This is a genomic window from Microbacterium enclense (assembly GCF_001456955.1).
In the GTDB taxonomy this organism is placed as follows: domain Bacteria; phylum Actinomycetota; class Actinomycetes; order Actinomycetales; family Microbacteriaceae; genus Microbacterium; species Microbacterium enclense.
The window spans coordinates 397,895-418,781 of sequence record NZ_KQ758467.1 but is presented as its reverse complement, the minus strand read 5'-3'; the positions used below and the strand labels follow the sequence as shown (position 1 = coordinate 418,781).

At 66.9% G+C, this 20,887-nt stretch carries 35 protein-coding genes; 1 reads left to right on the top strand and 34 read right to left on the bottom strand.

Features of this window, described 5'->3' with window-relative positions; all coding sequences use genetic code 11:
* Window positions 1–100 precede the first annotated feature (100 nt).
* Window positions 101–655 carry a hypothetical protein gene (locus AS029_RS01930; protein ID WP_139167985.1) on the top strand — a complete coding sequence of 185 codons (555 nt, stop codon included), beginning with the start codon at window positions 101–103 and terminating at the stop codon, window positions 653–655.
* 69 nt (window positions 656–724) lie between these two features.
* Here the strand turns inward: AS029_RS01930 and AS029_RS01925 are convergent, their stop codons facing one another.
* From AS029_RS01925 to tuf, 34 genes are all read right to left on the bottom strand, one after another.
* Complete coding sequence (locus AS029_RS01925) at window positions 725–1,417, bottom strand: endonuclease/exonuclease/phosphatase family protein (RefSeq protein WP_058230896.1); 693 nt, start codon at window positions 1,415–1,417, stop codon at window positions 725–727.
* Between the two features lie 68 nt (window positions 1,418–1,485).
* The gene (truA, locus tag AS029_RS01920; protein WP_058230895.1) at window positions 1,486–2,343 is read right to left on the bottom strand and encodes a tRNA pseudouridine(38-40) synthase TruA; all 858 of its coding nucleotides are present in this window, start codon (window positions 2,341–2,343) and stop codon (window positions 1,486–1,488) included.
* An 85-nt stretch (window positions 2,344–2,428) separates the two neighbouring features.
* Complete coding sequence (gene rplQ, locus AS029_RS01915) at window positions 2,429–2,983, bottom strand: 50S ribosomal protein L17 (protein WP_058230894.1); 555 nt, start codon at window positions 2,981–2,983, stop codon at window positions 2,429–2,431.
* Window positions 2,984–3,026: 43 nt separating this feature from the next.
* Window positions 3,027–4,016, bottom strand: coding sequence for a DNA-directed RNA polymerase subunit alpha (locus AS029_RS01910; protein ID WP_058230893.1), 990 nt, complete (start codon window positions 4,014–4,016; stop codon window positions 3,027–3,029).
* Window positions 4,017–4,193: 177 nt separating this feature from the next.
* Window positions 4,194–4,592 carry a 30S ribosomal protein S11 gene (gene rpsK, locus AS029_RS01905; protein WP_013583990.1) on the bottom strand — a complete coding sequence of 133 codons (399 nt, stop codon included), beginning with the start codon at window positions 4,590–4,592 and terminating at the stop codon, window positions 4,194–4,196.
* A gap of 36 nt (window positions 4,593–4,628) precedes the next feature.
* A complete protein-coding gene (gene rpsM, locus AS029_RS01900; RefSeq protein ID WP_058230892.1) occupies window positions 4,629–5,003 on the bottom strand; it encodes a 30S ribosomal protein S13 in 375 nt (124 codons plus the stop codon).
* 143 nt (window positions 5,004–5,146) lie between these two features.
* Window positions 5,147–5,263, bottom strand: coding sequence for a 50S ribosomal protein L36 (rpmJ, locus tag AS029_RS01895; protein WP_005050492.1), 117 nt, complete (start codon window positions 5,261–5,263; stop codon window positions 5,147–5,149).
* Window positions 5,264–5,324: 61 nt separating this feature from the next.
* Entirely contained in the window at window positions 5,325–5,546 is a 222-nt protein-coding gene (gene infA / locus AS029_RS01890) for a translation initiation factor IF-1 (protein ID WP_013583992.1), read from the bottom strand.
* A 140-nt stretch (window positions 5,547–5,686) separates the two neighbouring features.
* On the bottom strand, window positions 5,687–6,391 hold the full coding sequence (locus AS029_RS01885) for a DsbA family protein (protein WP_058230891.1): 705 nt from the start codon (window positions 6,389–6,391) through the stop codon (window positions 5,687–5,689).
* Window positions 6,391–7,230 carry a type I methionyl aminopeptidase gene (gene map, locus AS029_RS01880; protein WP_074615796.1) on the bottom strand — a complete coding sequence of 280 codons (840 nt, stop codon included), beginning with the start codon at window positions 7,228–7,230 and terminating at the stop codon, window positions 6,391–6,393. Before map ends, AS029_RS01885 begins: the two co-directional genes overlap by 1 nt.
* Window position 7,231: 1 nt before the next feature.
* On the bottom strand, window positions 7,232–7,828 hold the full coding sequence (locus AS029_RS01875) for an adenylate kinase (RefSeq protein WP_058230890.1): 597 nt from the start codon (window positions 7,826–7,828) through the stop codon (window positions 7,232–7,234).
* The gene (secY, locus tag AS029_RS01870; protein ID WP_058230889.1) at window positions 7,825–9,147 is read right to left on the bottom strand and encodes a preprotein translocase subunit SecY; all 1,323 of its coding nucleotides are present in this window, start codon (window positions 9,145–9,147) and stop codon (window positions 7,825–7,827) included. The genes AS029_RS01875 and secY overlap by 4 nt, the downstream gene beginning before the upstream one ends.
* 110 nt (window positions 9,148–9,257) lie before the next feature.
* Entirely contained in the window at window positions 9,258–9,788 is a 531-nt protein-coding gene (rplO, locus tag AS029_RS01865; RefSeq protein ID WP_074615795.1) for a 50S ribosomal protein L15, read from the bottom strand.
* Window positions 9,788–9,973 carry a 50S ribosomal protein L30 gene (gene rpmD / locus AS029_RS01860; RefSeq protein ID WP_013583998.1) on the bottom strand — a complete coding sequence of 62 codons (186 nt, stop codon included), beginning with the start codon at window positions 9,971–9,973 and terminating at the stop codon, window positions 9,788–9,790. Before rpmD ends, rplO begins: the two co-directional genes overlap by 1 nt.
* A complete protein-coding gene (gene rpsE / locus AS029_RS01855; RefSeq protein WP_058230888.1) occupies window positions 9,973–10,653 on the bottom strand; it encodes a 30S ribosomal protein S5 in 681 nt (226 codons plus the stop codon). Before rpsE ends, rpmD begins: the two co-directional genes overlap by 1 nt.
* Window positions 10,650–11,009 carry a 50S ribosomal protein L18 gene (rplR, locus tag AS029_RS01850; protein ID WP_043361012.1) on the bottom strand — a complete coding sequence of 120 codons (360 nt, stop codon included), beginning with the start codon at window positions 11,007–11,009 and terminating at the stop codon, window positions 10,650–10,652. The genes rpsE and rplR overlap by 4 nt, the downstream gene beginning before the upstream one ends.
* Window positions 11,010–11,011: 2 nt before the next feature.
* Window positions 11,012–11,548 carry a 50S ribosomal protein L6 gene (gene rplF / locus AS029_RS01845; protein WP_058230887.1) on the bottom strand — a complete coding sequence of 179 codons (537 nt, stop codon included), beginning with the start codon at window positions 11,546–11,548 and terminating at the stop codon, window positions 11,012–11,014.
* 6 nt (window positions 11,549–11,554) lie between these two features.
* On the bottom strand, window positions 11,555–11,953 hold the full coding sequence (gene rpsH / locus AS029_RS01840; RefSeq protein WP_013584002.1) for a 30S ribosomal protein S8: 399 nt from the start codon (window positions 11,951–11,953) through the stop codon (window positions 11,555–11,557).
* Window positions 11,954–12,045: 92 nt separating this feature from the next.
* Complete coding sequence (gene rplE / locus AS029_RS01835; RefSeq protein ID WP_058230886.1) at window positions 12,046–12,636, bottom strand: 50S ribosomal protein L5; 591 nt, start codon at window positions 12,634–12,636, stop codon at window positions 12,046–12,048.
* A gap of 2 nt (window positions 12,637–12,638) precedes the next feature.
* Window positions 12,639–12,998 carry a 50S ribosomal protein L24 gene (gene rplX, locus AS029_RS01830; protein ID WP_058230885.1) on the bottom strand — a complete coding sequence of 120 codons (360 nt, stop codon included), beginning with the start codon at window positions 12,996–12,998 and terminating at the stop codon, window positions 12,639–12,641.
* Between the two features lie 2 nt (window positions 12,999–13,000).
* Complete coding sequence (gene rplN / locus AS029_RS01825; protein WP_013584005.1) at window positions 13,001–13,369, bottom strand: 50S ribosomal protein L14; 369 nt, start codon at window positions 13,367–13,369, stop codon at window positions 13,001–13,003.
* Between the two features lie 35 nt (window positions 13,370–13,404).
* Window positions 13,405–13,731 carry a 30S ribosomal protein S17 gene (gene rpsQ / locus AS029_RS01820; RefSeq protein WP_058230884.1) on the bottom strand — a complete coding sequence of 109 codons (327 nt, stop codon included), beginning with the start codon at window positions 13,729–13,731 and terminating at the stop codon, window positions 13,405–13,407.
* Complete coding sequence (gene rpmC / locus AS029_RS01815; RefSeq protein WP_058230883.1) at window positions 13,731–14,045, bottom strand: 50S ribosomal protein L29; 315 nt, start codon at window positions 14,043–14,045, stop codon at window positions 13,731–13,733. Before rpmC ends, rpsQ begins: the two co-directional genes overlap by 1 nt.
* Window positions 14,045–14,464 (bottom strand): 50S ribosomal protein L16, encoded by a 420-nt coding sequence (gene rplP, locus AS029_RS01810; protein ID WP_013584008.1) that lies wholly within the window; start codon window positions 14,462–14,464, stop codon window positions 14,045–14,047. Before rplP ends, rpmC begins: the two co-directional genes overlap by 1 nt.
* On the bottom strand, window positions 14,464–15,222 hold the full coding sequence (rpsC, locus tag AS029_RS01805) for a 30S ribosomal protein S3 (protein WP_058230882.1): 759 nt from the start codon (window positions 15,220–15,222) through the stop codon (window positions 14,464–14,466). Before rpsC ends, rplP begins: the two co-directional genes overlap by 1 nt.
* Complete coding sequence (gene rplV, locus AS029_RS01800) at window positions 15,222–15,620, bottom strand: 50S ribosomal protein L22 (RefSeq protein ID WP_013584010.1); 399 nt, start codon at window positions 15,618–15,620, stop codon at window positions 15,222–15,224. Before rplV ends, rpsC begins: the two co-directional genes overlap by 1 nt.
* Window positions 15,621–15,642: 22 nt before the next feature.
* Window positions 15,643–15,924 (bottom strand): 30S ribosomal protein S19, encoded by a 282-nt coding sequence (rpsS, locus tag AS029_RS01795; RefSeq protein ID WP_013584011.1) that lies wholly within the window; start codon window positions 15,922–15,924, stop codon window positions 15,643–15,645.
* Between the two features lie 12 nt (window positions 15,925–15,936).
* The gene (gene rplB, locus AS029_RS01790) at window positions 15,937–16,776 is read right to left on the bottom strand and encodes a 50S ribosomal protein L2 (protein ID WP_013584012.1); all 840 of its coding nucleotides are present in this window, start codon (window positions 16,774–16,776) and stop codon (window positions 15,937–15,939) included.
* Between the two features lie 24 nt (window positions 16,777–16,800).
* Entirely contained in the window at window positions 16,801–17,100 is a 300-nt protein-coding gene (gene rplW / locus AS029_RS01785) for a 50S ribosomal protein L23 (protein ID WP_058230881.1), read from the bottom strand.
* Complete coding sequence (rplD, locus tag AS029_RS01780) at window positions 17,097–17,759, bottom strand: 50S ribosomal protein L4 (RefSeq protein ID WP_058230880.1); 663 nt, start codon at window positions 17,757–17,759, stop codon at window positions 17,097–17,099. The genes rplW and rplD overlap by 4 nt, the downstream gene beginning before the upstream one ends.
* 2 nt (window positions 17,760–17,761) lie before the next feature.
* The gene (gene rplC, locus AS029_RS01775; RefSeq protein ID WP_058230879.1) at window positions 17,762–18,421 is read right to left on the bottom strand and encodes a 50S ribosomal protein L3; all 660 of its coding nucleotides are present in this window, start codon (window positions 18,419–18,421) and stop codon (window positions 17,762–17,764) included.
* An 8-nt stretch (window positions 18,422–18,429) separates the two neighbouring features.
* Window positions 18,430–18,738: a 30S ribosomal protein S10 gene (rpsJ, locus tag AS029_RS01770; protein ID WP_013584016.1), complete on the bottom strand. Its 309-nt coding sequence runs from the start codon at window positions 18,736–18,738 to the stop codon at window positions 18,430–18,432.
* 432 nt (window positions 18,739–19,170) lie between these two features.
* A complete protein-coding gene (locus AS029_RS01765; protein ID WP_058231183.1) occupies window positions 19,171–19,389 on the bottom strand; it encodes a hypothetical protein in 219 nt (72 codons plus the stop codon).
* Window positions 19,390–19,542: 153 nt separating this feature from the next.
* Window positions 19,543–20,736, bottom strand: coding sequence for an elongation factor Tu (gene tuf, locus AS029_RS01760; RefSeq protein ID WP_058230878.1), 1,194 nt, complete (start codon window positions 20,734–20,736; stop codon window positions 19,543–19,545).
* Between the last annotated feature and the right edge of the window lie 151 nt (window positions 20,737–20,887).

Below are 20,887 nucleotides of genomic sequence, written 5' to 3'. Positions count from 1 at the left end.
CTCGTCCACAAGACTCTCCGCTGAAAGCCACCCGGAGTGCGGTCGGAGGCTCACGCCCCGCATCCGTTTCGACGACTTCGCCAAGCAGATGGGGCACACCATGAGGACCACGATCATCCGGGCCGTCGCCGCGCTCTCACTCGCCGCGGCCGCATTGACGGCCCCGACGGCCGCCTCCGCCTACACCGACCCCGCCGTCATCGCCGTCACGCCGTCCGTGGCCACCCCGGGCGGTGTGGCCACCTTCACCACCGACCGCGCTCCCTACCTGGGCGACGAAGAGATCGTCATCTCCGTCACCGGCGGCGCCGCCAAGGGCATCACGCTCGCCTCGGTCGCGACCGAGACCAACGATTCCCTGCGCTCCCAGGCGGTGAACGGCGCCCTCGCAACACCGGTGCGCTTCCCCACCGATGCGAGAGGCGTCTACTACTTCACATTCACCGGCGTCCGGAGCGGCGTCGTCCTACATTCCAGCGTGACCGTCACCCCTGCGGGTTCGAGCAGCGCCCCCGCGAAGGGCGGCCTCGCTGTAACCGGCTTCGACGGCGGCAGCACGGCCGGCCTATGGATCGCCGGCGGCACGCTCGTCGTCGGGGGCGGCGCGCTCGCGGTGGGAAGCCTCGTCCGTCGGCGCCGCAACCAGGGATCCTGACCCGCCTCGAGCGTTGAAAGGGGGTCGTCTTCGAACGCCCCCCCTTTCGTGGTCATCCGACCGCGACATTCACCCCAGGCCGCCGGGGCGGCGCGCGGTCACCTCGGCCGTGATCAGGATCGGCAGGTGATCACTGAGCCCCTGCGGGAGAGTCCGGATATGGGCGATGTCGAACCCGACGGAGGTCGCGAAGTCGTAGTGCCCGCGGAAGAACCGGTACCGCGTATACGTGCGGGCGTCGCTCAGGGTGAGCTCGTATCCCTGATCGCGAACCTTCTGCCCGAGATTCTCCTTGAAGACGGGGTAGTTGTAGTCCCCGACCATCAACGCCGGCAGACCGGGGCCGAGGTTCTCCAGCTCACTCAGTGCGGTGCGGATCTGATGACGGCGCAGCGAGTTCAGGGCGGTCAGCGGCGCGGCGTGGAACGAGGCGACGATCACGTCGCGGCCGGTGTCGATATCGCGCAGTCGCACGCCCAGCATCCGCTCCTCGGCGGGCTTGAGCACGTAGTCGTGCAGCGACTTCTTCAGCGACAGCGCCCGCACCTCCTCGGCCCGGAACGTGTTCTCTCGGTAGTACACCGCGAGTCCGAGCCGGTTGCGCTGCGTCGCTTCCGCGAGGCGCAGTCCCCCGACCTGGTGAGGGATGTCGTTGGTGTCGCACTCCTGCAGGCACAACACATCCACCTCGTGCTTCTCGACGAGCTCGGTGAGCTCGCCGGCGGCACGGTGCTTGTTGAGGTTGTACGAGATGACCTTCATGGCGATGTCAGCATACGTCCGGCGCCGATCGGTGGCCTGAGGGGTTGCATCGTCCTTGCGGGCGCGGATCAGGATGCCGAGTCGGCGGCGTCCCGTCGATTGCGCGTCTGCTCGGCGCGCGCCGCCAACAGCTCGTCTGCGGGATAGCCGACCTCGGCCAGCACGAGGCCCCGCGCCGCCAGCACCTTGGTCTCGGGGATGCGCAGGCGGGCGTCGCGGATCGCGACGACGTCGTCGACCGCGATGCGCCCCTCCCCCACGGCGACGCAGGCTCCGACGAGGGCCCGGACCATGCTGTGGCAGAACGCGTCGGCACGCACGTTCGCGACGAGCACGCCGTCGTCGCCGCGCCGCCAGTCGTATTCGAGCAGGGTGCGGATGGTGGTCGCCTCCTCGCGGGCCTTGCAGTAGGCGGCGAAGTCGTGCAACCCGATCAACCGCGAGGCCGCGGCGTCCATCGCCTCCACGTCGAGCACGCTCCGCAATGACGTCGTGCGCAGGCGGTCCAGGGGGTCGTATGCGGTGGTCGCATCGGCGAGACGATACGCGTACCGTCGCCACACGGCGGAGAACCGGGCATCGAAGCCCTCGGGCGCCCGGGACGTGCGGCGCACGGTGACGTCCGGGTAGAGGCCCAGCACACCGCGCACACGCCCTGCGAGAGCTGCGACGGCATCGGTCTCGTCGTCGTCGCGACGACGCCGCGGCAATCGCGCGACCTGCGCCTCATCGAGGTCGAGATGAGCGACCTGTCCTGACGCGTGCACACCGGCATCCGTGCGGCCGGCCACGATGAGGCGAGGCGAACCGCCCACGATCCGCGCCAGCGCCTCCTCGAGTTCGCCTTGGACGGTCCGGAGCGTCGGCTGGCGGGCCCAGCCCCGGAAGTGGGTGCCGTCATAGGCGATGTCGAGGCGAATACGCACGCCTCCAGCCTACGAGCGCACCCGCCCTCGGAACGACGATGCCCCCACCCTGACGGGTGGGGGCATCGTGCGCGATGAGAAGGACTCAGGCCTTGGCGTCGCCTTCGACGGCGTCCGCGGCGGCGGCCTCAGCGGCCGCGCCCTCCTCGGGCGACTCGGCGCCGGCGTCGGCGGCCTCGTCGGTGGTGTCTTCCGCGGCGGGGGCCTCGTCGGCGACGGGCTCCTCGGCGACCGGAGCGGGAGCGGCGGGCGCCGCGGCCTTGTTCGACGCCTTCTTGGCGACGGGCTCGAGCACGAGCTCGATCACGGCCATGGGCGCGTTGTCGCCCTTGCGGTTGCCGACCTTGGTGATGCGGGTGTAGCCGCCGTCACGCTCGGCCACCAGGGGCGCGATCTCGGTGAACAGCGTGTGCACGACGTCCTTGTCACCGATCACGCTCAGCACGCGACGACGCGCGTGCAGGTCGCCGCGCTTGGCGAAGGTGATGAGGCGCTCGGCGAGCGGACGCAGGCGCTTGGCCTTGGTCTCGGTCGTCTTGATGGACTTGTGCGTGTACAGCGCTGCCGCGAGGTTGGCGAGAAGCAGACGCTCGTGGGCCGGGCCGCCTCCGAGGCGGGGACCCTTCGTGGGCTTGGGCATGTCGTATTACTCCAGGAGAAGGTTCGGTCGGATCCGACCGGGGTCAGACGGTCTCTTCGTCGTAGCCGCTGTAGAACTGAGCGCCGTCGAAGCCGGGCACCGAGTCCTTGAGCGACAGGCCGAGGGAGGTGAGCTTGTCGCGCACCTCGTCGACCGACTTCTGACCGAAGTTGCGGATGTTCATCAGCTGCGTCTCGGAGAGGGCGACCAGCTCCGAAACGGTGTTGATGCCCTCGCGCTTGAGGCAGTTGTACGAGCGGACCGACAGATCGAGGTCTTCGATCGGCATCGACAGCTCGTTCGAGAGGACGGTCTCGACCGGCGCGGGGCCGATCTCGATGCCCTCGGCCTCGACGTTCAGCTCGCGGGCGAGACCGAACAGCTCGGTGAGGGTGCGTCCGGCCGAGGCGACCGCGTCGCGCGGGGCGATGGATGCCTTGGACTCGACGTCGAGGACGAGCTTGTCGAAGTCGGTGCGCTCACCCGCACGGGTGGCGTCGACGCGGTAGCTCACCTTGAGCACCGGCGAGTAGATCGAGTCGATCGGGATCTGACCGGCCTCGGCGTACTCGTTGCGGTTCTGGGTCGCCGAGACGTAGCCGCGGCCACGCTCGATCGTCAGCTCGAGCTCGAACTTGGCGGTGTCGTTGAGCGTGGCGATGACCAGCTCGGGGTTGTGCACCTCGACGCCGGCGGGAGCGGAGATGTCGGCGGCGGTGACCTCACCGGCGCCGGTCTTGCGCAGGTACGCCGTGATGGGCTCGTCGCGCTCGCTCGAGACGACCAGCTGCTTGATGTTCAGGATGATCTCGGTGACGTCTTCCTTCACGCCCGGGATGGTGCTGAACTCGTGCAGGACGCCGTCGATGCGGATGCTCGTGACGGCCGCGCCGGGGATCGACGACAGGAGGCTGCGACGCAGCGCGTTGCCGATCGTGTAACCGAAGCCGGGCTCGAGCGGCTCGATGACGAAACGGCTGCGGAACTCCCCGATCTTCTCCTCGGTCAGAGTGGGACGCTGTGCGATGAGCACTATGTGTTCCTTTCGATCACGTGCCCGCTATATGACACGTGTAATGGGGTGAGGTGTTGAGTTGTACTCGCGGGACGCCGGCTGACCGTGAGGGCCGGCCGTGGTATCCGGAAGTCTTCTTCGCGCGTGAGCGCGGCGTTCCCGGGGAGCTGAGAGTGCTCCCCGGGAACGATCGCATCAGACGCGGCGACGCTTGGGCGGACGGCAGCCGTTGTGGGCCTGCGGCGTCACGTCCTGGATGGACCCGACCTCGAGGCCGGCGGCCGTGAGCGAGCGGATCGCGGTCTCACGACCCGATCCCGGACCCTTCACGAAGACGTCGACCTTCTTGACGCCGTGCTCCTGCGCCTGGCGAGCGGCCGACTCGGCCGCCATGCCGGCGGCGTACGGCGTCGACTTGCGCGAGCCCTTGAACCCGACACCGCCGGACGAAGCCCAGCTGATGACGGCACCCGAGGGGTCGGTGATCGAAACGATGGTGTTGTTGAACGTCGACTTGATGTGGGCCTGACCCACGGCGATGTTCTTCTTCTCTTTGCGGCGCGGCTTGCGCGCGGCGGACTTGGCCTGTGCCATGTGCGTTCTCCTGAATCCTGACGCTCAGCCCGCGGCTTAGCGCGCCTTCTTCTTGCCGGCGACGGTGCGCTTGGGACCCTTGCGGGTGCGCGCGTTCGTCTTCGTGCGCTGACCGCGCACCGGGAGGCCGCGGCGGTGGCGCAGGCCCTCGTAGGAACCGATCTCGACCTTGCGGCGGATGTCGGCGGCGACCTCGCGACGGAGGTCACCCTCCACCTTGTAGGTGCCTTCGATGTGGTCGCGCAGGGCGACCAGCTGGTCGTCGGTGAGGTCCTTGACGCGGACGTCGGGGCTGATGCCCGTCGAGGTCAGGATCTCGACGGAGCGGGTGCGACCCACGCCGTAGATGTAGGTAAGTGCGATCACCACGCGCTTGTCGCGCGGGATGTCGACGCCGGCGAGACGTGCCATGCGGCTCTCCTCAGAGTGTCGTGGAGGTGTGGAGCAGGATCGGTGCTCGGGCCTCCGCCCCGAGGTGTCCCCCGCCCGCTCGCGCGGACGGGATCTGATCCTGCCGGTGTGTATTCAGTTGAGAAAGGTGTCGAGCTGGAAGCTCAGCCCTGGCGCTGCTTGTGGCGCGGGTTGCTCTTGCAGATCACCATCACGCGCCCGTGGCGACGGATCACCTTGCAGTGGTCGCAGATGGGCTTGACGGAGGGGTTGACCTTCATGATGTTCCTGTTTCGCTGTCTTCGAAGCCGCGAGGTGCGGTTCGTTACTTCTCGGCCGGACTCAGCGGTAGCGGTAGACGATGCGACCGCGCGTGAGGTCGTACGGGCTCAGCTCGACGACGACGCGGTCCTCGGGGATGATGCGGATGTAGTTCTGTCGCATCTTGCCCGAGATGGTCGCGAGCACCTTGTGCCCGTTCGTCAGCTCGACACGGAACATCGCGTTGGGCAGTGCTTCGGACACCGTGCCCTCGATCTCGATGACACCGTCTTTCTTCGCCATAAACTCGCTCACGCTCAGTTGCAGACCGGCCGGTCTGCGGTGGATGGGGATTCGGTGCCTCGACACGCCAATGAAGGCGCAACGCACCAAAGATCAAGCATACGTGGTAATGCCCGACCCGGCAACTCGCCGGGAGAGCGTCAGCCGTCGAGGCGGTCGACGATGTCCTTCTGAGGGTCGCCCGTCAGGTCGGACTGGTTGTTCAGCGTGACGCCGTTCACGGCGATCGTCGGCGTGGCGATGCTCGTGGCGTTCGCCTGCAGCGGCGTCTTGGCCGTCATCGCCGTGACGAAGCGCGTGTAGGTGCCATCGCTGATGCACGATGCGACGGAATCGGAGGCTCCGGCCGACGTGGCGATCGAGGCGAGGGTGGCGTCGTCGAGACCCGCCGTGTTCTCTTTCGGCTGCTGCGCGTACAACGCCTTCACGTAGGCGGACACGTTGGCCGGGTCGTCGACGGCGACGCAGTACGCGGCGTTGGCTGCGCGTGTGGAGTACTGCGTGCCCTGCGACAGTCGGTCGAGGATGGCGATCGGGTGGATGTTCAGCGTGATCGTGCCGTCGTCCGCCAGTTGCTGCAGCGTGGGGCCGTACGCCTGCTCGAACGAGTTGCACACGGGGCACATGAAATCGACGTAGGTGTCGACGCTCTTCGCTCCCGAGCCGATCGCGATGGCACCGTTCTCGGTGTTCACCGCGGAGGATTCCGGAAGCGTACCGGGTGAGGTCGCCTGACTGTTCGCGAACCACACCACGCCACCGACGATCAGCACGATGACCAGCGCCGCCGCCGTCACCCCGATCGCGAACCAGTTCGTGGACTTCCGCACAGCAGCCATCATCATCAGTCGATCTCCTTCGGCACCACGCCGAACGGCGCCAGTTTCTCGGCGCCGCCGTCGTGAGCGGTCAGCACCCAGATGCCCCCATCATGCACGGCGACGCTATGTTCCCAATGGGAGCCGGCCGTGCCGTCGACCGTCGAAACGGTCCAGCCGTCGTCCTCGACGAAGGTCTCCTGGTCGCCGATCACCACCATGGGCTCGATCGCGACCGCGAGACCCGGGCGCACCTCGGCGCCGCGCTCGGGGACGGCGTAGTTGAAGATGCTCGGCGACTCGTGCATCTTGCGGCCGATTCCGTGTCCGACGTAGTCGCGCAGGATGCCGTACCCGCCGTCGGGCGCGTTCGCCTCGATGTACTGCTCGATCGCGGCCCCCACCTCCCCGAGGTGCGACGCGCGGCTCAGCGCCGCGATACCCGCCCAGAGCGACCCCTCGGTCACCTCCGAGAGGCGACGGCGGGGCGCCACCAGCTCTTCCGGGGCCTCCCCCGGCACGATCACGGTGAAGGCCGAGTCGCCGTTCCAGCCGCGCAGCTCCGCTCCCGCATCGATCGACAGGATGTCGCCGGCCACGAGAGGCCGATCGTTCGGGATGCCGTGCACCACCTGCTCGTTGACGGAGGCGCAGATGGTGTGACGGTAGCCCCGCACCATCTGGAAGTTCGACACGGCTCCGCGCGAGGTGATGAGGGCGGTTGCCGCCGCGTCGAGCTCGAGGGTCGTCACACCGGGCGCGACGAGGGCACGGACCGCGGCCAACGCGTCAGCCGTGATGAGACCGGGCTCGATCATCGACCGCAGCTGCGCGGGCTTCTTGTAGACGGAAGAACGCAGGCCCACGTCACGCAGCCGGCGACGCGAGGAGGCCGCGCGCTTCGAGTGCCGCGAAGATCCGGGCCGTCACCTCGTCGAGAGTCCCGACGCCGTCGATCTCGTCGACCACACCGCGCGTACCGTACACGTCGAGGATGGGCGCCGTCTCGCGCTCGTAGATGCCGAGCCGCGTGGCGATCGCCTCTTCGGTGTCGTCGGCGCGCCCCTGCTCGGCAGCCCGAGCGGTCAAACGCGACAGCGATTCTTCACGCGGAACGATGAGGGCGATGACGGCGTCGAGCGACTCGCCACGGCCCTCGAGGAACTCGTCGAGGTGCATGACCTGGGCCAGGTTGCGCGGATAGCCGTCGAGCAGGAAGCCCTCCGCGGCGTCGGCCTGCGACAGCCGATCACGGACGACGGCACTGGTGAGCTCGTCGGGGACGAGATCGCCCCCGTCGATGATGGCCTTGACCTGCTGGCCCAGTTCGGTGCCGTCCTTGACGTTCGCGCGGAACACGTCGCCGGTCGAGACGACCGGGATGCCCAGCGCCTCGCCGACGCGAACGCCCTGCGTTCCCTTGCCGGAGCCCTGCGGGCCGACGATCAGAAGACGTGCACTCATCGGAGCAGCCCCTCGTAGTGACGCTGCTGCAGCTGCGCGTCGATCTGCTTCACGGTCTCGAGGCCGACACCGACGATGATCAGGATGGATGCGCCACCGAACGGGAAGTTCTGGTTCGCGCCGACCGTGGCGAGTGCCACGAGCGGCAGCAGCGCGATAAGACCGAGGTAGATGGACCCCGGCAGCGTGATGCGCGTGAGCACGTAGTCGAGGTACTCGGCCGTCGGGCGACCCGCGCGGATGCCGGGGATGAACCCGCCGTACTTCTTCATGTTGTCGGCCACGTCGACCGGGTTGAACGTGATCGCCACGTAGAAGTACGCGAACCCGATGATGAGGAGGAAGTAGATCAGCATGTACAGCGGGTGGTCGCCGCGCGTGAGGTACTGCGAGATCCACGTGACCCAGGCCGCCGGCTCCTGCCCCGGCTGGGGCTGGTTGAACTGCGCGATGAGCGCGGGGATGTACAGCAGCGACGAGGCGAAGATGACGGGCACGACGCCGGCCATGTTGACCTTGATCGGGATGTAGGTGTTCGTCCCGCCGTAGGTGCGGCGACCCACCATGCGCTTGGCGTACTGCACGGGGATGCGTCGTTGCGACTGCTCGACGAACACCACGAGGGCCACGATCACGATGCTGACGGCGAGCACGAGCAGGAAGACCTCGACGCCGCGGGCGTTCAGGATCGACAGCATGGCACCGGGGAAGGTGGCGGCGATCGAGGTGAAGATGAGGATCGACATGCCGTTGCCGACACCGCGCTCGGTCACCAGCTCGGCGAACCACATGACCAGACCCGTACCGGCGGTCATGGTGATGATCATGAGCAGCTGCGCCCACCAGATGTCGTTCGTCAGCAGCTGCTGGCACTCGGGCACGCCTGCGGAGCCGAAGAGCTGCCCGGAACGCGCGACGGTCACCAGCGTGGTGGACTGCAGCAGAGCGAGGGCGATCGTGAGGTAGCGGGTGTACTGGGTGAGCTTCGCCTGGCCCGCCTGACCCTCTTTGTACAGCGTCTCGAAGTGCGGGATGACCACGCGCAGCAGCTGGACGATGATCGTCGCGGTGATGTACGGCATGACGCCGAGCGCGAAGATCGACAGCTGCAGCAACGCGCCGCCCGAGAACAGGTTGACCAGGGACAGCAGACCCTCGGTACCTCCCGACTGGTCCAGACACTGCTGGACGTTCGGGAAGTCGACGAAGGGCGTCGGCACGTGGGCACCCAGCCGGTAAATGGCGATGATGCCCAGCGTGAAGGCGATCTTCCGCCTCAGGTCGGGCGTGCGGAAAACCCGCGCGATGGCGCTGAACAAGGGAGAATCCTCCAGAACGATCTCGGAGCGCGGCGGCGCGCACTCCGAATGAGCCTAATGCAGAAGGGGCCGACGGCCGTAAGGCCGCCGGCCCCCTCCGGGTCGGGTCGTCAGTTGACGGTACCGCCGGCGGCAACGATCTTCTGCTCGGCCGAGCCGGAGACCTTGTCGACCGAGACGGTCAGCGCGACCGAGATGTCGCCGGTGCCCAGCACCTTGACCTTCTCGTTCTTGCGCACGGCGCCCTTGGCCACCAGGTCGGCGACGGTGACGTCGCCACCCTGCGGGTAGAGCTCGCCGAGCTTGTCCAGGTTCACGACCTGGTACTCGACGCGGAACGGGTTCTTGAAGCCACGGAGCTTCGGGGTGCGCATGTGCAGCGGCATCTGCCCACCCTCGAAGCCGACCTTGACCTGGTAACGGGCCTTGGTTCCCTTGGTACCGCGACCGGCCGTCTTACCCTTGGAGCCCTCACCACGACCGACACGGGTCTTCGCGGTGCGAGCGCCCGGGACGGGACGCAGGTGGTGGACCTTGAGCACGCCGGGACGCGCCGCGGGGGCTTCCTTCTTCTCGGCCTTGGCAGCCGATGCCTTCTTCGGGGCGTCGACCGTAGCGGTCTCGTCCTTCTTGGCAGCCATTAGTCGATCTCCTCAACCTTGACGAGGTGGGCGACGGTCTTGACGTAACCGCGCGTCTGCGCGTCGTCGGGACGGACGACCGAGTCGCCGATCCGCTTGAGACCGAGCGAACGCAGCGTGTCACGCTGGTTCTGCTTCTCGCTCACCTTGGACTTGATCTGCGTGACCTTCAGACGCTCGGCCATCAGGCACCTACCTTCTGAGCGGCGGCCTCGGCGCGCACGAGGCGGGCCGGGGCGACCTGGTCGAACTCCAGGCCACGGCGGGCGGCCACGGCGCGGGGCTCCTCGAGCGACTTCAGCGCCTCGACGGTCGCGTGCACGATGTTGATCGTGTTCGACGAACCGAGCGACTTCGAGAGCACGTCGTGGATGCCGGCGCACTCGAGGACGGCGCGGACGGGACCACCGGCGATGACACCGGTACCGGCAGCGGCGGGGCGCAGGAGCACCACACCAGCGGCCGCCTCACCCTGGACGGGGTGGGGAATGGTCGAGCCCGAACGGGGGACGCGGAAGAAGTTGCGCTTGGCCTCCTCGACACCCTTCGAGATGGCGAGGGGCACTTCGCGGGCCTTGCCGTAGCCGACGCCCACGACGCCGTTGCCGTCACCGACGACGACGAGCGCGGTGAAGCTGAAGCGACGACCACCCTTGACGACCTTCGACACGCGGTTGATGGTGACGACGCGCTCGAGGAACTGGCTCTCGTTGCGGTCGCGCGAACCACGGTCGCGCTGGTTGGCGTTGCGCTCGCGACCACCGCGACGCGGCTCGCGCTCACGCTCGGCGGGCGCCGTGGCCGCAGCCGCACCCTCAGCCGGGGCAGTCTGCTCGGTCACTTCGGTCTCCTTGTTGTCACTCACAGGTTCAGCCCTCCTTCGCGAGCCCCGTCGGCGATCGCGGCGACGCGGCCGGCGTAGCGGTTGCCGCCACGGTCGAACACGACGTCGGAGACGCCCACGGCCTTGGCACGCTCGGCGACGAGCTCGCCGACCTTGCGGGCCTTGGCGGTCTTGTCACCGTCGAAGCCGCGCAGGTCGGTCTCGAGGGTGGAAGCGGAGGCCACGGTGTGGCCCTTGCTGTCGTCCACGACCTGGACGAACACGTGGCGCGCGGAGCGCGTCACGACGAGACGGGGACGCAGCTCGGTGCCCACGACCTTCTTGCGAAGACGCGCGTGGCGACGAGCACGAGCGACGGACTTTGTCTTGACAGCCATGGTCACTTACCACTCTTTCCGGCCTTGCGGCGGACGACCTCGCCCGCGTACCGCACACCCTTGCCCTTGTAGGGCTCCGGCTTGCGGATCTTGCGGATGTTGGCTGCGGCCTCGCCGACGGCCTGCTTGTCGATGCCGCTCACGGTGAGCTTGTTGTTGCCTTCGACCGTGAGGGTGATGCCCGCGGGCGGGTCGATCAGGACGGGGTGCGAGAAGCCGAGGGCGAACTCGACCGAGCTGCCCTTCTGCGCGACGCGGTAACCCGTGCCGACGACCTCGAGGCCCTTGGTGTAGCCCTGGGTGACACCGATGATGTTGTTGTTGATGAGCGTGCGGGTCAGGCCGTGGAGCGACCGCGACTCGCGCTCGTCGTCGGGGCGGGTGACGAGAACCTGGTTCTCCTCGACCGACACCTCGAGGGGCTGTGCGATGGTGAGCGCGAGCTCGCCCTTCGGGCCCTTGACGTTGACCTCCCGGCCGTTCACCGAGACGGTGACACCGGCGGGGATGTCGATGGGAAGACGTCCAATACGCGACATGTCAGATCACCACACGTAGGCGAGGACTTCCCCGCCGACGCCCTTCTGCTCGGCCTGACGGTCCGTGAGGAGACCGGAGGAGGTGGACAGGATGGCGACGCCGAGTCCGCCGAGGACCGTGGGGACCTCGGTCGACTTCGCGTACACGCGAAGACCGGGCTTGGAGACGCGCTTGATGCCGGCGATCGACCGCTCGCGGTTCGGGCCGTACTTCAGCGTCATGTTGAGGGTCTGGCCGACACGAGCGTCCTCGACGCTCCAGTCGGCGATGTAACCCTCCTGCTTGAGGATGGCGGCGATGTTGGTCTTGAGCTTCGAGCTCGGCATCGACACGGAGTCGTGGTGCGCCGAGTTCGCGTTGCGCAGACGGGTCAGCATGTCTGCGACCGGGTCTGTCATCGTCATGTGTTGCTTCTTTCTTTCATGAGGTTTCGGCTGCCGTTACACGACAGCCGACCTTCGATGAGGGGCCCCCGGAAACCCGGGGGCCCGAGGGGTCAGGCCTGCGCGTCGGCCGACTGGAAGGGGAAGCCGAGCTGGCGGAGCAGCGAGCGACCCTCGTCGTCGGTCTTGGCGGTGGTGACGATGGTGATGTCGAAACCACGCACGCGGTCGATGCGGTCCTGATCGATCTCGTGGAACACGGACTGCTCCTGGAGGCCGAAGGTGTAGTTGCCGTTGCCGTCGAACTGCTTGGCCGACAGACCGCGGAAGTCGCGGATGCGGGGCAGGGCGAGGTTGACGAGACGGTCCACGAACTCCCACGCGCGGTCGCCACGCAGGGTGACGTGCGCGCCGATGGCCTGACCCTCGCGCAGCTTGAACTGCGCGATGGACTTGCGGGCCTTCGTGACGATGGGCTTCTGACCGGTGATCTTCGTGAGGTCGTCGACCGCACCATCGATCACCTTGCTGTCGCGAGCGGCCTCGCCGACACCGGTGTTCACGACGACCTTGACCAGGCCGGGGATCTGCATCACGTTCGCGTAACCGAACTCCTCCTGCAGGGCCTTCTTGATCTCGGTGTTGTACTTCTGCTTCAGGCGGGGCTGGATCTTGCCAGCCTCCACGGCAGTGTCGGTGCTCATATTCAGAGGTCCTTGCCTGACTTCTTCGCGTAGCGCACACGGACGGTGCGCTTCACGCCGTCCTTCACCTGCTCCTCGACGCGGTAGCCGACACGGGTCGGCTTCTTGCTCGAAGGGTCGACGATCGCGACGTTGGAGATGTGGATCGGGGCCTCGAACGTCTCGATGCCGCCGGTCTTGGTGCCGCGCTGGGACTGGCCGACGCGGTTGTGCTTGGTGACGTAGTTGACGCCCTCGACGATGACGCGGTTCTGCTCGGTCAGGACCTCGAGGACCTTGCCCTGCTTACCGCGGTCGCCGCCCTTGTCCTGCTTCTTTCCCGAGATGACCTGAACCAGGTCACCCTTCTTGATTTTCGCCATGATCAGATGACCTCCGGGGCGAGCGAGACGATCTTCATGAACTTCTTGTCGCGAAGCTCACGGCCGACCGGTCCGAAGATACGGGTGCCGCGGGGCTCCCCGTCGTTCTTCAGGATCACGGCGGCGTTCTCGTCGAACTTGATGTACGAGCCGTCGGGACGGCGGGTCTGCTTGACGACACGGACGACGACGGCCTTGACCACGTCGCCCTTCTTGACGTTTCCACCCGGGATCGCGTCCTTGACCGTGGCGACGATGACGTCGCCCAGGCCGGCGTAGCGGCGGTTAGAGCCGCCGAGCACGCGGATGGTGAGCAGCTCCTTGGCGCCGGTGTTGTCGGCGACCTTCAGCCGGGATTCGTTCTGAATCACTGTTTACTCCTTGGGTTCCAAGCGAGCCGCGAGGCTTACTTGGCCTTCTCGAGGATCTCGACCAGGCGCCAGCGCTTGGTGGCGCTCAGCGGGCGGGTCTCGTTGATGACGACCAGGTCGCCGATGCCGGCCGAGTTGGTCTCGTCGTGGGCCTTGACCTTCGACGTGCGACGGATGACCTTGCCGTAGAGCGGGTGCTTCACGCGGTCCTCGACCTCGACGACGATCGTCTTGTCCATCTTGTCGCTGACGACGTAGCCACGACGGGACTTGCGGTAACCGCGGGCGTCCTCGTCACGGACATCGTTCTCGGCGTGCTCGTGACCGGCGACCTGCGCCTCGGCCTTCTTCGCGGTAGCCATTACTCCGCCTCTTCCTTCGCGGCGTCGTCAGCGGCATCCGCCTTCTTCGCCTTGCTCTTCTTCGCCTTCGTCGTCGCCTCGACCGGAGCCGGGGTGGCGCGGATGCCGAGCTCGCGCTCACGGATCACCGTGTACAGACGCGCGATGTCGCGCTTGACTGCACGGATGCGACCGTGGCTCTCGAGCTGGCCGGTGGCCGACTGGAAGCGCAGGTTGAACAGCTCTTCCTTGGCCTTGCGCAGCTCCTCGACGAGGCGCTGGTCTTCGAACGTGTCGAGCTCGCTCGGAGCGAGCTGCTTGGTGCCGATCGCCATTACGCGTCGCCCTCCTCGCGCTTGATGATGCGTGCCTTCAGGGGCAGCTTGTGGATGGCACGGGTCAGTGCTTCACGAGCGAGTTCCTCGTTGACACCCGCGACCTCGAAGAGGACGCGGCCCGGCTTGACGTTGGCGACCCACCACTCGGGGGAACCCTTACCGGAACCCATGCGGGTTTCGGCGGGCTTCTTGGTGAGCGGACGGTCGGGGTAGATGTTGATCCACACCTTTCCGCCACGCTTGATGTGACGCGTCATCGCGATACGAGCGGACTCGATCTGACGGTTGGTCACGTAAGCGGGGGTCAGAGCCTGGATGCCGAACTCACCGAACGACACCGTGGTGCCACCGGTGGCCTGGCCGGAACGACCGGGGTGGTGCTGCTTGCGGTACTTGACCTTGCGGGGGATGAGCATTACGCCGACGCTCCTTCTGCCACGGGGGCCTCGTTGCGCGGGCCACGACGACGGTCGCCACCGCGGTCGTCACGACCGCGCGACTTGGGCGCGTTGGCCTGCTCGCGGGCGAGCTCCTTGTTGGTGAGGTCGCCCTTGTAGATCCACACCTTCACGCCGATGCGGCCGAAGGTGGTCTTGGCCTCGTAGAAGCCGTAGTCGATGTTCGCGCGGAGCGTGTGCAGGGGCACACGGCCTTCGCGGTAGAACTCGGAGCGGCTCATCTCGGCGCCGCCGAGACGGCCCGACACCTGGATGCGGACACCCTTGGCGCCGGCGCGCTGCGCGCCCTGCAGACCCTTGCGCATCGCGCGACGGAACGCCACGCGAGCAGACAGCTGCTCGGCGACGCCCTGCGCGACCAGCTGCGCGTCGGCCTCGGGGTTCTTGACCTCGAGGATGTTCAGCTGGATCTGCTTGCCGGTGAGCTTCTCGAGGTCGGCGCGGATGCGCTCGGCCTCGGCGCCGCGGCGACCGATCACGATGCCCGGGCGGGCGGTGTGGATGTCGACGCGGACGCGGTCACGCGTGCGCTCGATCTCGATGTTGCTGACACCGGCGCGGTCGAGCGACGTGGTCAGCAGGCGACGGATCTTGATGTCCTCGGCGAGGTAGTCGGCGTAGCGCTGACCGGGCTTCGTCGAGTCCGAGAACCACCGCGACACGTGGTCGGTGGTGATGCCGAGGCGGAAGCCGTACGGGTTGACCTTCTGTCCCATTACTTGCTCGCCTTCTTGTTGGCGCGAGCCGGGGCCGCCTCAGCGGTCTCGGGCGTCGCGAGCACGACCGTGATGTGGCTCGTGCGCTTCTTGATCTGGAAGGCGCGACCCTGAGCGCGGGGCTGGAAACGCTTGAGCGTCGTGCCCTCGTCGACGTACGCGTTCTTCACGTACAGGTCGGCGTCATCCAGGTATTCGTTCGTCTTGTCGGCGGTGACGCGAGCGTTCGCGATCGCCGAGGCGACGAGCTTGTAGATCGGCTCGCTCGCGCCCTGGGGCGCGAACTTCAGGATGGCGAGGGCCTCTTCGGCCTGCTTGCCCTTGATGAGCGCGACGACGCGACGAGCCTTCTGAGGGGTCACGCGGATGTGTCGCACACGTGCGATGGACTCCACCATTTCTCTCTCCTCCTCGGTCGCCTTAGCGGCGACGGCCCTTCTTGTCGTCCTTCACGTGGCCGCGGAAGGTGCGGGTGGGCGAGAACTCGCCCAACTTGTGGCCGACCATGGTCTCGGTCACGAACACGGGGATGTGCTTGCGACCGTCGTGCACGGCGATGGTGTGTCCCAGCATGGCGGGGATGATCATCGAACGGCGCGACCAGGTCTTGATGACGTTCTTCGAACCGGCTTCGTTCTGCGAGACGACCTTGCGAAGCAGGTGCTCGTCGACGAAGGGGCCCTTCTTAAGGCTGCGAGGCATCTTCCTCTACTCCTACTTGCGCTTCTTGCCGGCGGTGCGACGGCGGACGATGAGCTTGTCGCTCTCCTTGTTCGCGTGACGGGTGCGGCCCTCGGCCTTGCCCCACGGCGAAACAGGGTGACGACCACCGGAGGTCTTACCCTCACCACCACCGTGCGGGTGGTCGACCGGGTTCATGGCCACACCACGCACGGTCGGGCGAACGCCCTTCCAGCGCATACGGCCGGCCTTGCCCCAGTTGATGTTCGACTGCTCGGCGTTGCCGACCTCGCCGATCGTCGCGCGGCAGCGCACGTCGACGTTGCGGATCTCGCCCGAGGGCAGACGCAGCTGAGCGTAGGGGCCGTCCTTGGCGACCAGGCGCACCGAGGCACCGGCCGAACGGGCCATCTTCGCACCGCCGCCGGGACGCAGCTCGATCGCGTGGATCACGGTACCGGTGGGGATGTTGCGCAGCGGCAGGTTGTTGCCGGGCTTGATGTCGGCGCCGGCGCCGGACTCGACGACGTCACCCTGCGACAGCTTGGCCGGAGCCAGGATGTAGCGCTTCTCACCGTCGGCGTAGTGCAGCAGCGCGATGCGCGCGGTGCGGTTGGGGTCGTACTCGATGTGCGCGACCTTGGCGTCGATGCCGTCCTTGTCGTTACGACGGAAGTCGATCAGACGGTACTGACGCTTGTGGCCACCACCGATGTGACGCGTGGTGATGCGACCCTGGTTGTTGCGGCCACCGGTCTTCGACAGCGGGCGCAGCAGCGACTTCTCGGGCGTCGATCGGGTGATCTCGGCGAAGTCGGCCACCGACGAGCCGCGGCGACCGGGGGTCGTGGGCTTGTACTTGCGAATAGCCATTGTTCTTGTCCTCTATCCCGACCGTCAGCCGACAGACGTGAAGATGTCGATGGTGCCCGACTTCAGCGAGACGATGGCGCGCTTGGTGTCCTTGCGCTTGCCGATGCCGAAGCGGGTGCGACGGGCCTTGCCCACGCGGTTGATCGTGTTGACCGAGGCGACCTTGACGCCGAAGATCTTCTCGATGGCGAGCTTGATCTCGGTCTTCGACGAGCGGGGGTCCACCAGGAAGGTGTACTTGCCCTCGTCGATGAGCGAGTAGCTCTTCTCGGAGACGACCGGCTTCAGGATGATGTCGCGCGGGTCCTTGTTGACGGCGCTCATGCCGAGACCTCCTCGGTGGCAGCGCTCTTCGACGCGACGAACGCGTCGTAGGCGGCCTTGGTGAAGACAATGTCGTCGGAGACGAGCACGTCGTAGGCGTTCAGCTGGCCGAAGGTCAGCACGTGGACGTACGCGAGGTTGCGCACGCTCTTGATCGTCAGCTCGTCGTCGCGGTCGATGACCACGAGGACGTTCTTGACGGCGCCCAGGGTCGTCAGCGCGGTCGCGGCGGCCTTGGTCGAGGGAGCGCCCTCGATGCCGAAGCTGTCGACGATGTGCAGACGCTGGCCACGGGCGCGGTCGCTGAGCGCACCCAGGAGGGCGGCGGCGATCATCTTCTTGGGGGTGCGCTGGCCGTAGTCGCGGGGCTTGGGACCGTGGACGATGCCACCACCGGTCATGTGCGGCGCGCGGATCGAGCCCTGGCGGGCGTTACCCGTGCCCTTCTGCTTGAAGGGCTTGCGGCCGGCACCCGAGACCTCGCCACGACGCTTGGTCGAGTGCGTGCCCTGGCGAGCCGCGGCGCGCTGCGCCACGACGACCTGGTGGATGAGGGGGATGTTCGTCTTGACGTCGAAGAGATCGGCGGGCAGCTCGACGGAGCCGGCCTTGTTGCCGTCGGACTTCACGACGTCGAGCGCGAGAGTCGAGTCAGCCATGATCAGGCACCCTTCACTGCGTTGCGGACGTAGACGATGCGGCCACGGGCACCGGGGACGGCGCCCTTGACGAGCATCAGACCCTTCTCGGCGTCGACGGCGTGCACCGTGAGGTTGAGGACGGTCACGCGCTCGCCACCCATACGGCCGGCCATGCGCATGCCCTTGAAGACGCGGCTGGGGGTCGACGAGGCGCCGATCGAGCCGGGCTTGCGGTGGTTGCGGTGCGCACCGTGCGAAGCGGAGACGCCCTTGAAGTTGTGGCGCTTCATGACACCCGCGGTGCCCTTGCCCTTGCTGGTGCCGACGACGTCGACCAGCTGGCCGGCCTCGAAGAGACCGTCGACGGTGAGCTCCTGGCCCAGCGAGTAGTCGGCGGCGTCCGCGGTGCGCACCTCGGTGAGGTGGCGGCGCGGAGTGACGCCGGCGGCCTCGAAGTGCGCCGTGAGGGGCTTGTTCACCTTGCGGGGGTCGATCTGGCCGTAGCCGATCTGCACGGCGTTGTAGCCGTCCTTCTCGAGCGAGCGCAGCTGGGTCACGACGTTCGGGGCGACCTCGATGACGGTGACGGGAACGAGCTTGCCGTTCTCGTCCCACACCTGGGTCATGCCGAGCTTGGTGCCGAGAAGGCCCTTGGAGATCTTGGAGTTGATGTCAGCCATGTCGAACCTCAGAGCTTGATCTCGATGTTGACATCGGCCGGGAGGTCGAGGCGCATCAGCGAGTCGACGGCCTTGGGCGTCGGGTCGATGATGTCGATGAGGCGCTTGTGGGTGCGCATCTCGAAGTGCTCGCGGCTGTCCTTGTACTTGTGGGGCGACCGGATGACGCACACGACGTTCTTCTCGGTCGGAAGGGGAACCGGGCCCACCACGGTGGCGCCGGCACGGGTCACGGTGTCGACGATCTTGCGCGCCGACGAATCGAGTCCGGCGTGGTCGTACGACTTCAGGCGAATGCGGATCTTCTGTCCCGCCATTGTCTGCTCTCTCTCTTTCTCGCGTCTTACCCGACCTGGGGCATTGGACGCACGGTGGTGCTGACGCACCCTGGCACTTCCCCTCGCTCACGCGAGAGATGCTGCACCGCTGTTCAGCTGTCAAACCGGATGCCTCGGCTTCCGGCCCGCCCCTCGCACGCACGCGCGCGAATCCGGTGAAGGATGAGGGGGTTCGGTGTGTGTTCTGCTGCCCGCGGCCCAGGACCCTGCGCATCTGCGCCGCCTGTGCACTGCCGAGACAGTGATCCTGGCGCGCGTCGAGCGCACGCCGGAATGTGGAACTGGACTAGTCTACGGACCCCTCGGGCATGCTGCAAACCCGGGCGTGTCGCGTGCGGCTATTCCTCAGGATCGCGGCGCGAACGACGACGGCGCCGCCCCCGTGGGGAGCGGCGCCGGAGTCGATCGACCTCAGGCGTTGCCGATGTTCTTGTCGACGTTCGCCCGCACCTCGTCGACCTTGGCATGATGCTCGGCCGGCACGACCTTCTTGATCGCATCGGCCGCTCCGTCGAGCACCCTGTCGCTGACCTCTTCGGCCTTCTCGCTCTTCAGCGCCTCTTCGATTTTGTCGCGGTTGTCGTCCAGGAGCTTCTTGCCCTTGGCGATGATGTCGTCCACGCCGCTCATTCGTTCTCCCTCTCCCGGGCCGAGCATGGTGCCGACCTCACCTTCATTGTGGAGCGGACGCGACCACGCGCGGAAGACCCCGGCATCCGTTCTCCGCATACGACAGAGGCCGGGCCCGAAGGCCCGGCCTCTGCCGAGTGAAGTCGAAAGGACTTACTTGATGATCTTGGTCACCGTGCCGGCGCCGACGGTGCGGCCACCCTCACGGATCGCGTAGCCGAGGCCCTCTTCCATGGCGATCGGCTGGATGAGCTCGACCGACATCTCGGTGGTGTCACCGGGCATGACCATCTCGGTGCCCTCGGGCAGCGTGATGACGCCGGTCACGTCGGTGGTGCGGAAGTAGAACTGCGGGCGGTAGTTCGTGAAGAACGGGTTGTGACGGCCGCCCTCTTCCTTGGACAGGATGTACGCCGTGCCCTCGAAGTTGGTGTGCGGGGTGACCGAACCGGGCTTCACGACGACCTGGCCGCGCTCGACGTCGTCACGCTTGGTGCCGCGCAGGAGCAGACCACAGTTCTCGCCGGCCCACGCCTCGTCGAGCTGCTTGTGGAACATCTCGATACCCGTGACCGTGGTCTTCTGCGTCGGGCGGATGCCGACGATCTCGACCTCGGAGTTGATGCCGAGGGTACCGCGCTCGGCGCGGCCCGTGACGACCGTGCCACGGCCGGTGATGGTGAAGACGTCCTCGATGGGCATGAGGAACGGCTTGTCCTTGTCACGCACCGGGTCGGGGATCGACTCGTCGACGGCTTCCATGAGCTCGACGATGGCGTTGACCCACTGCTCGTCGCCCTCGAGAGCCTTCAGGCCCGAGACGCGCACGACGGGGGCGTTGTCGCCGTCGAAGTCCTGCGACGACAGCAGCTCGCGGACCTCGAGCTCGACGAGCTCCAGGATCTCCTCGTCGTCGACCATGTCGCTCTTGTTGAGCGCGACCAGCAGGTAGGGCACGCCGACCTGCTTGGCGAGCAGGACGTGCTCGCGGGTCTGAGCCATCGGGCCGTCGGTGGCGGCGACCACGAGGATCGCGCCGTCCATCTGAGCGGCACCGGTGATCATGTTCTTGATGTAGTCGGCGTGGCCGGGCGCGTCGACGTGAGCGTAGTGACGCTTGGGGGTCTCGTACTCGACGTGCGAGATGTTGATCGTGATACCACGCTGACGCTCTTCCGGCGCCGAGTCGATCGACGCGAAGTCACGCTGAACGTTGGTGGCCGACGGGAACTTGTCGGCGAGCACCTTCGAGATGGCAGCGGTGAGCGTGGTCTTGCCGTGGTCGACGTGACCGATCGTTCCGATGTTCACGTGCGGCTTGGTCCGCTCGAACTTGGCCTTAGCCACTGGGTCCTCCTCAGGACGTTGGTTGCGAGGTCTCGGGCGCTGGATTGCGACCGGTTCTTCGCGGGGATGGTTCTCAGATTACTAGAGAGTCGGTGTTCAATTTGAGTGGATGCCGGGAACCCGAGCGGAACCCGGATTCCCGGCATCCACG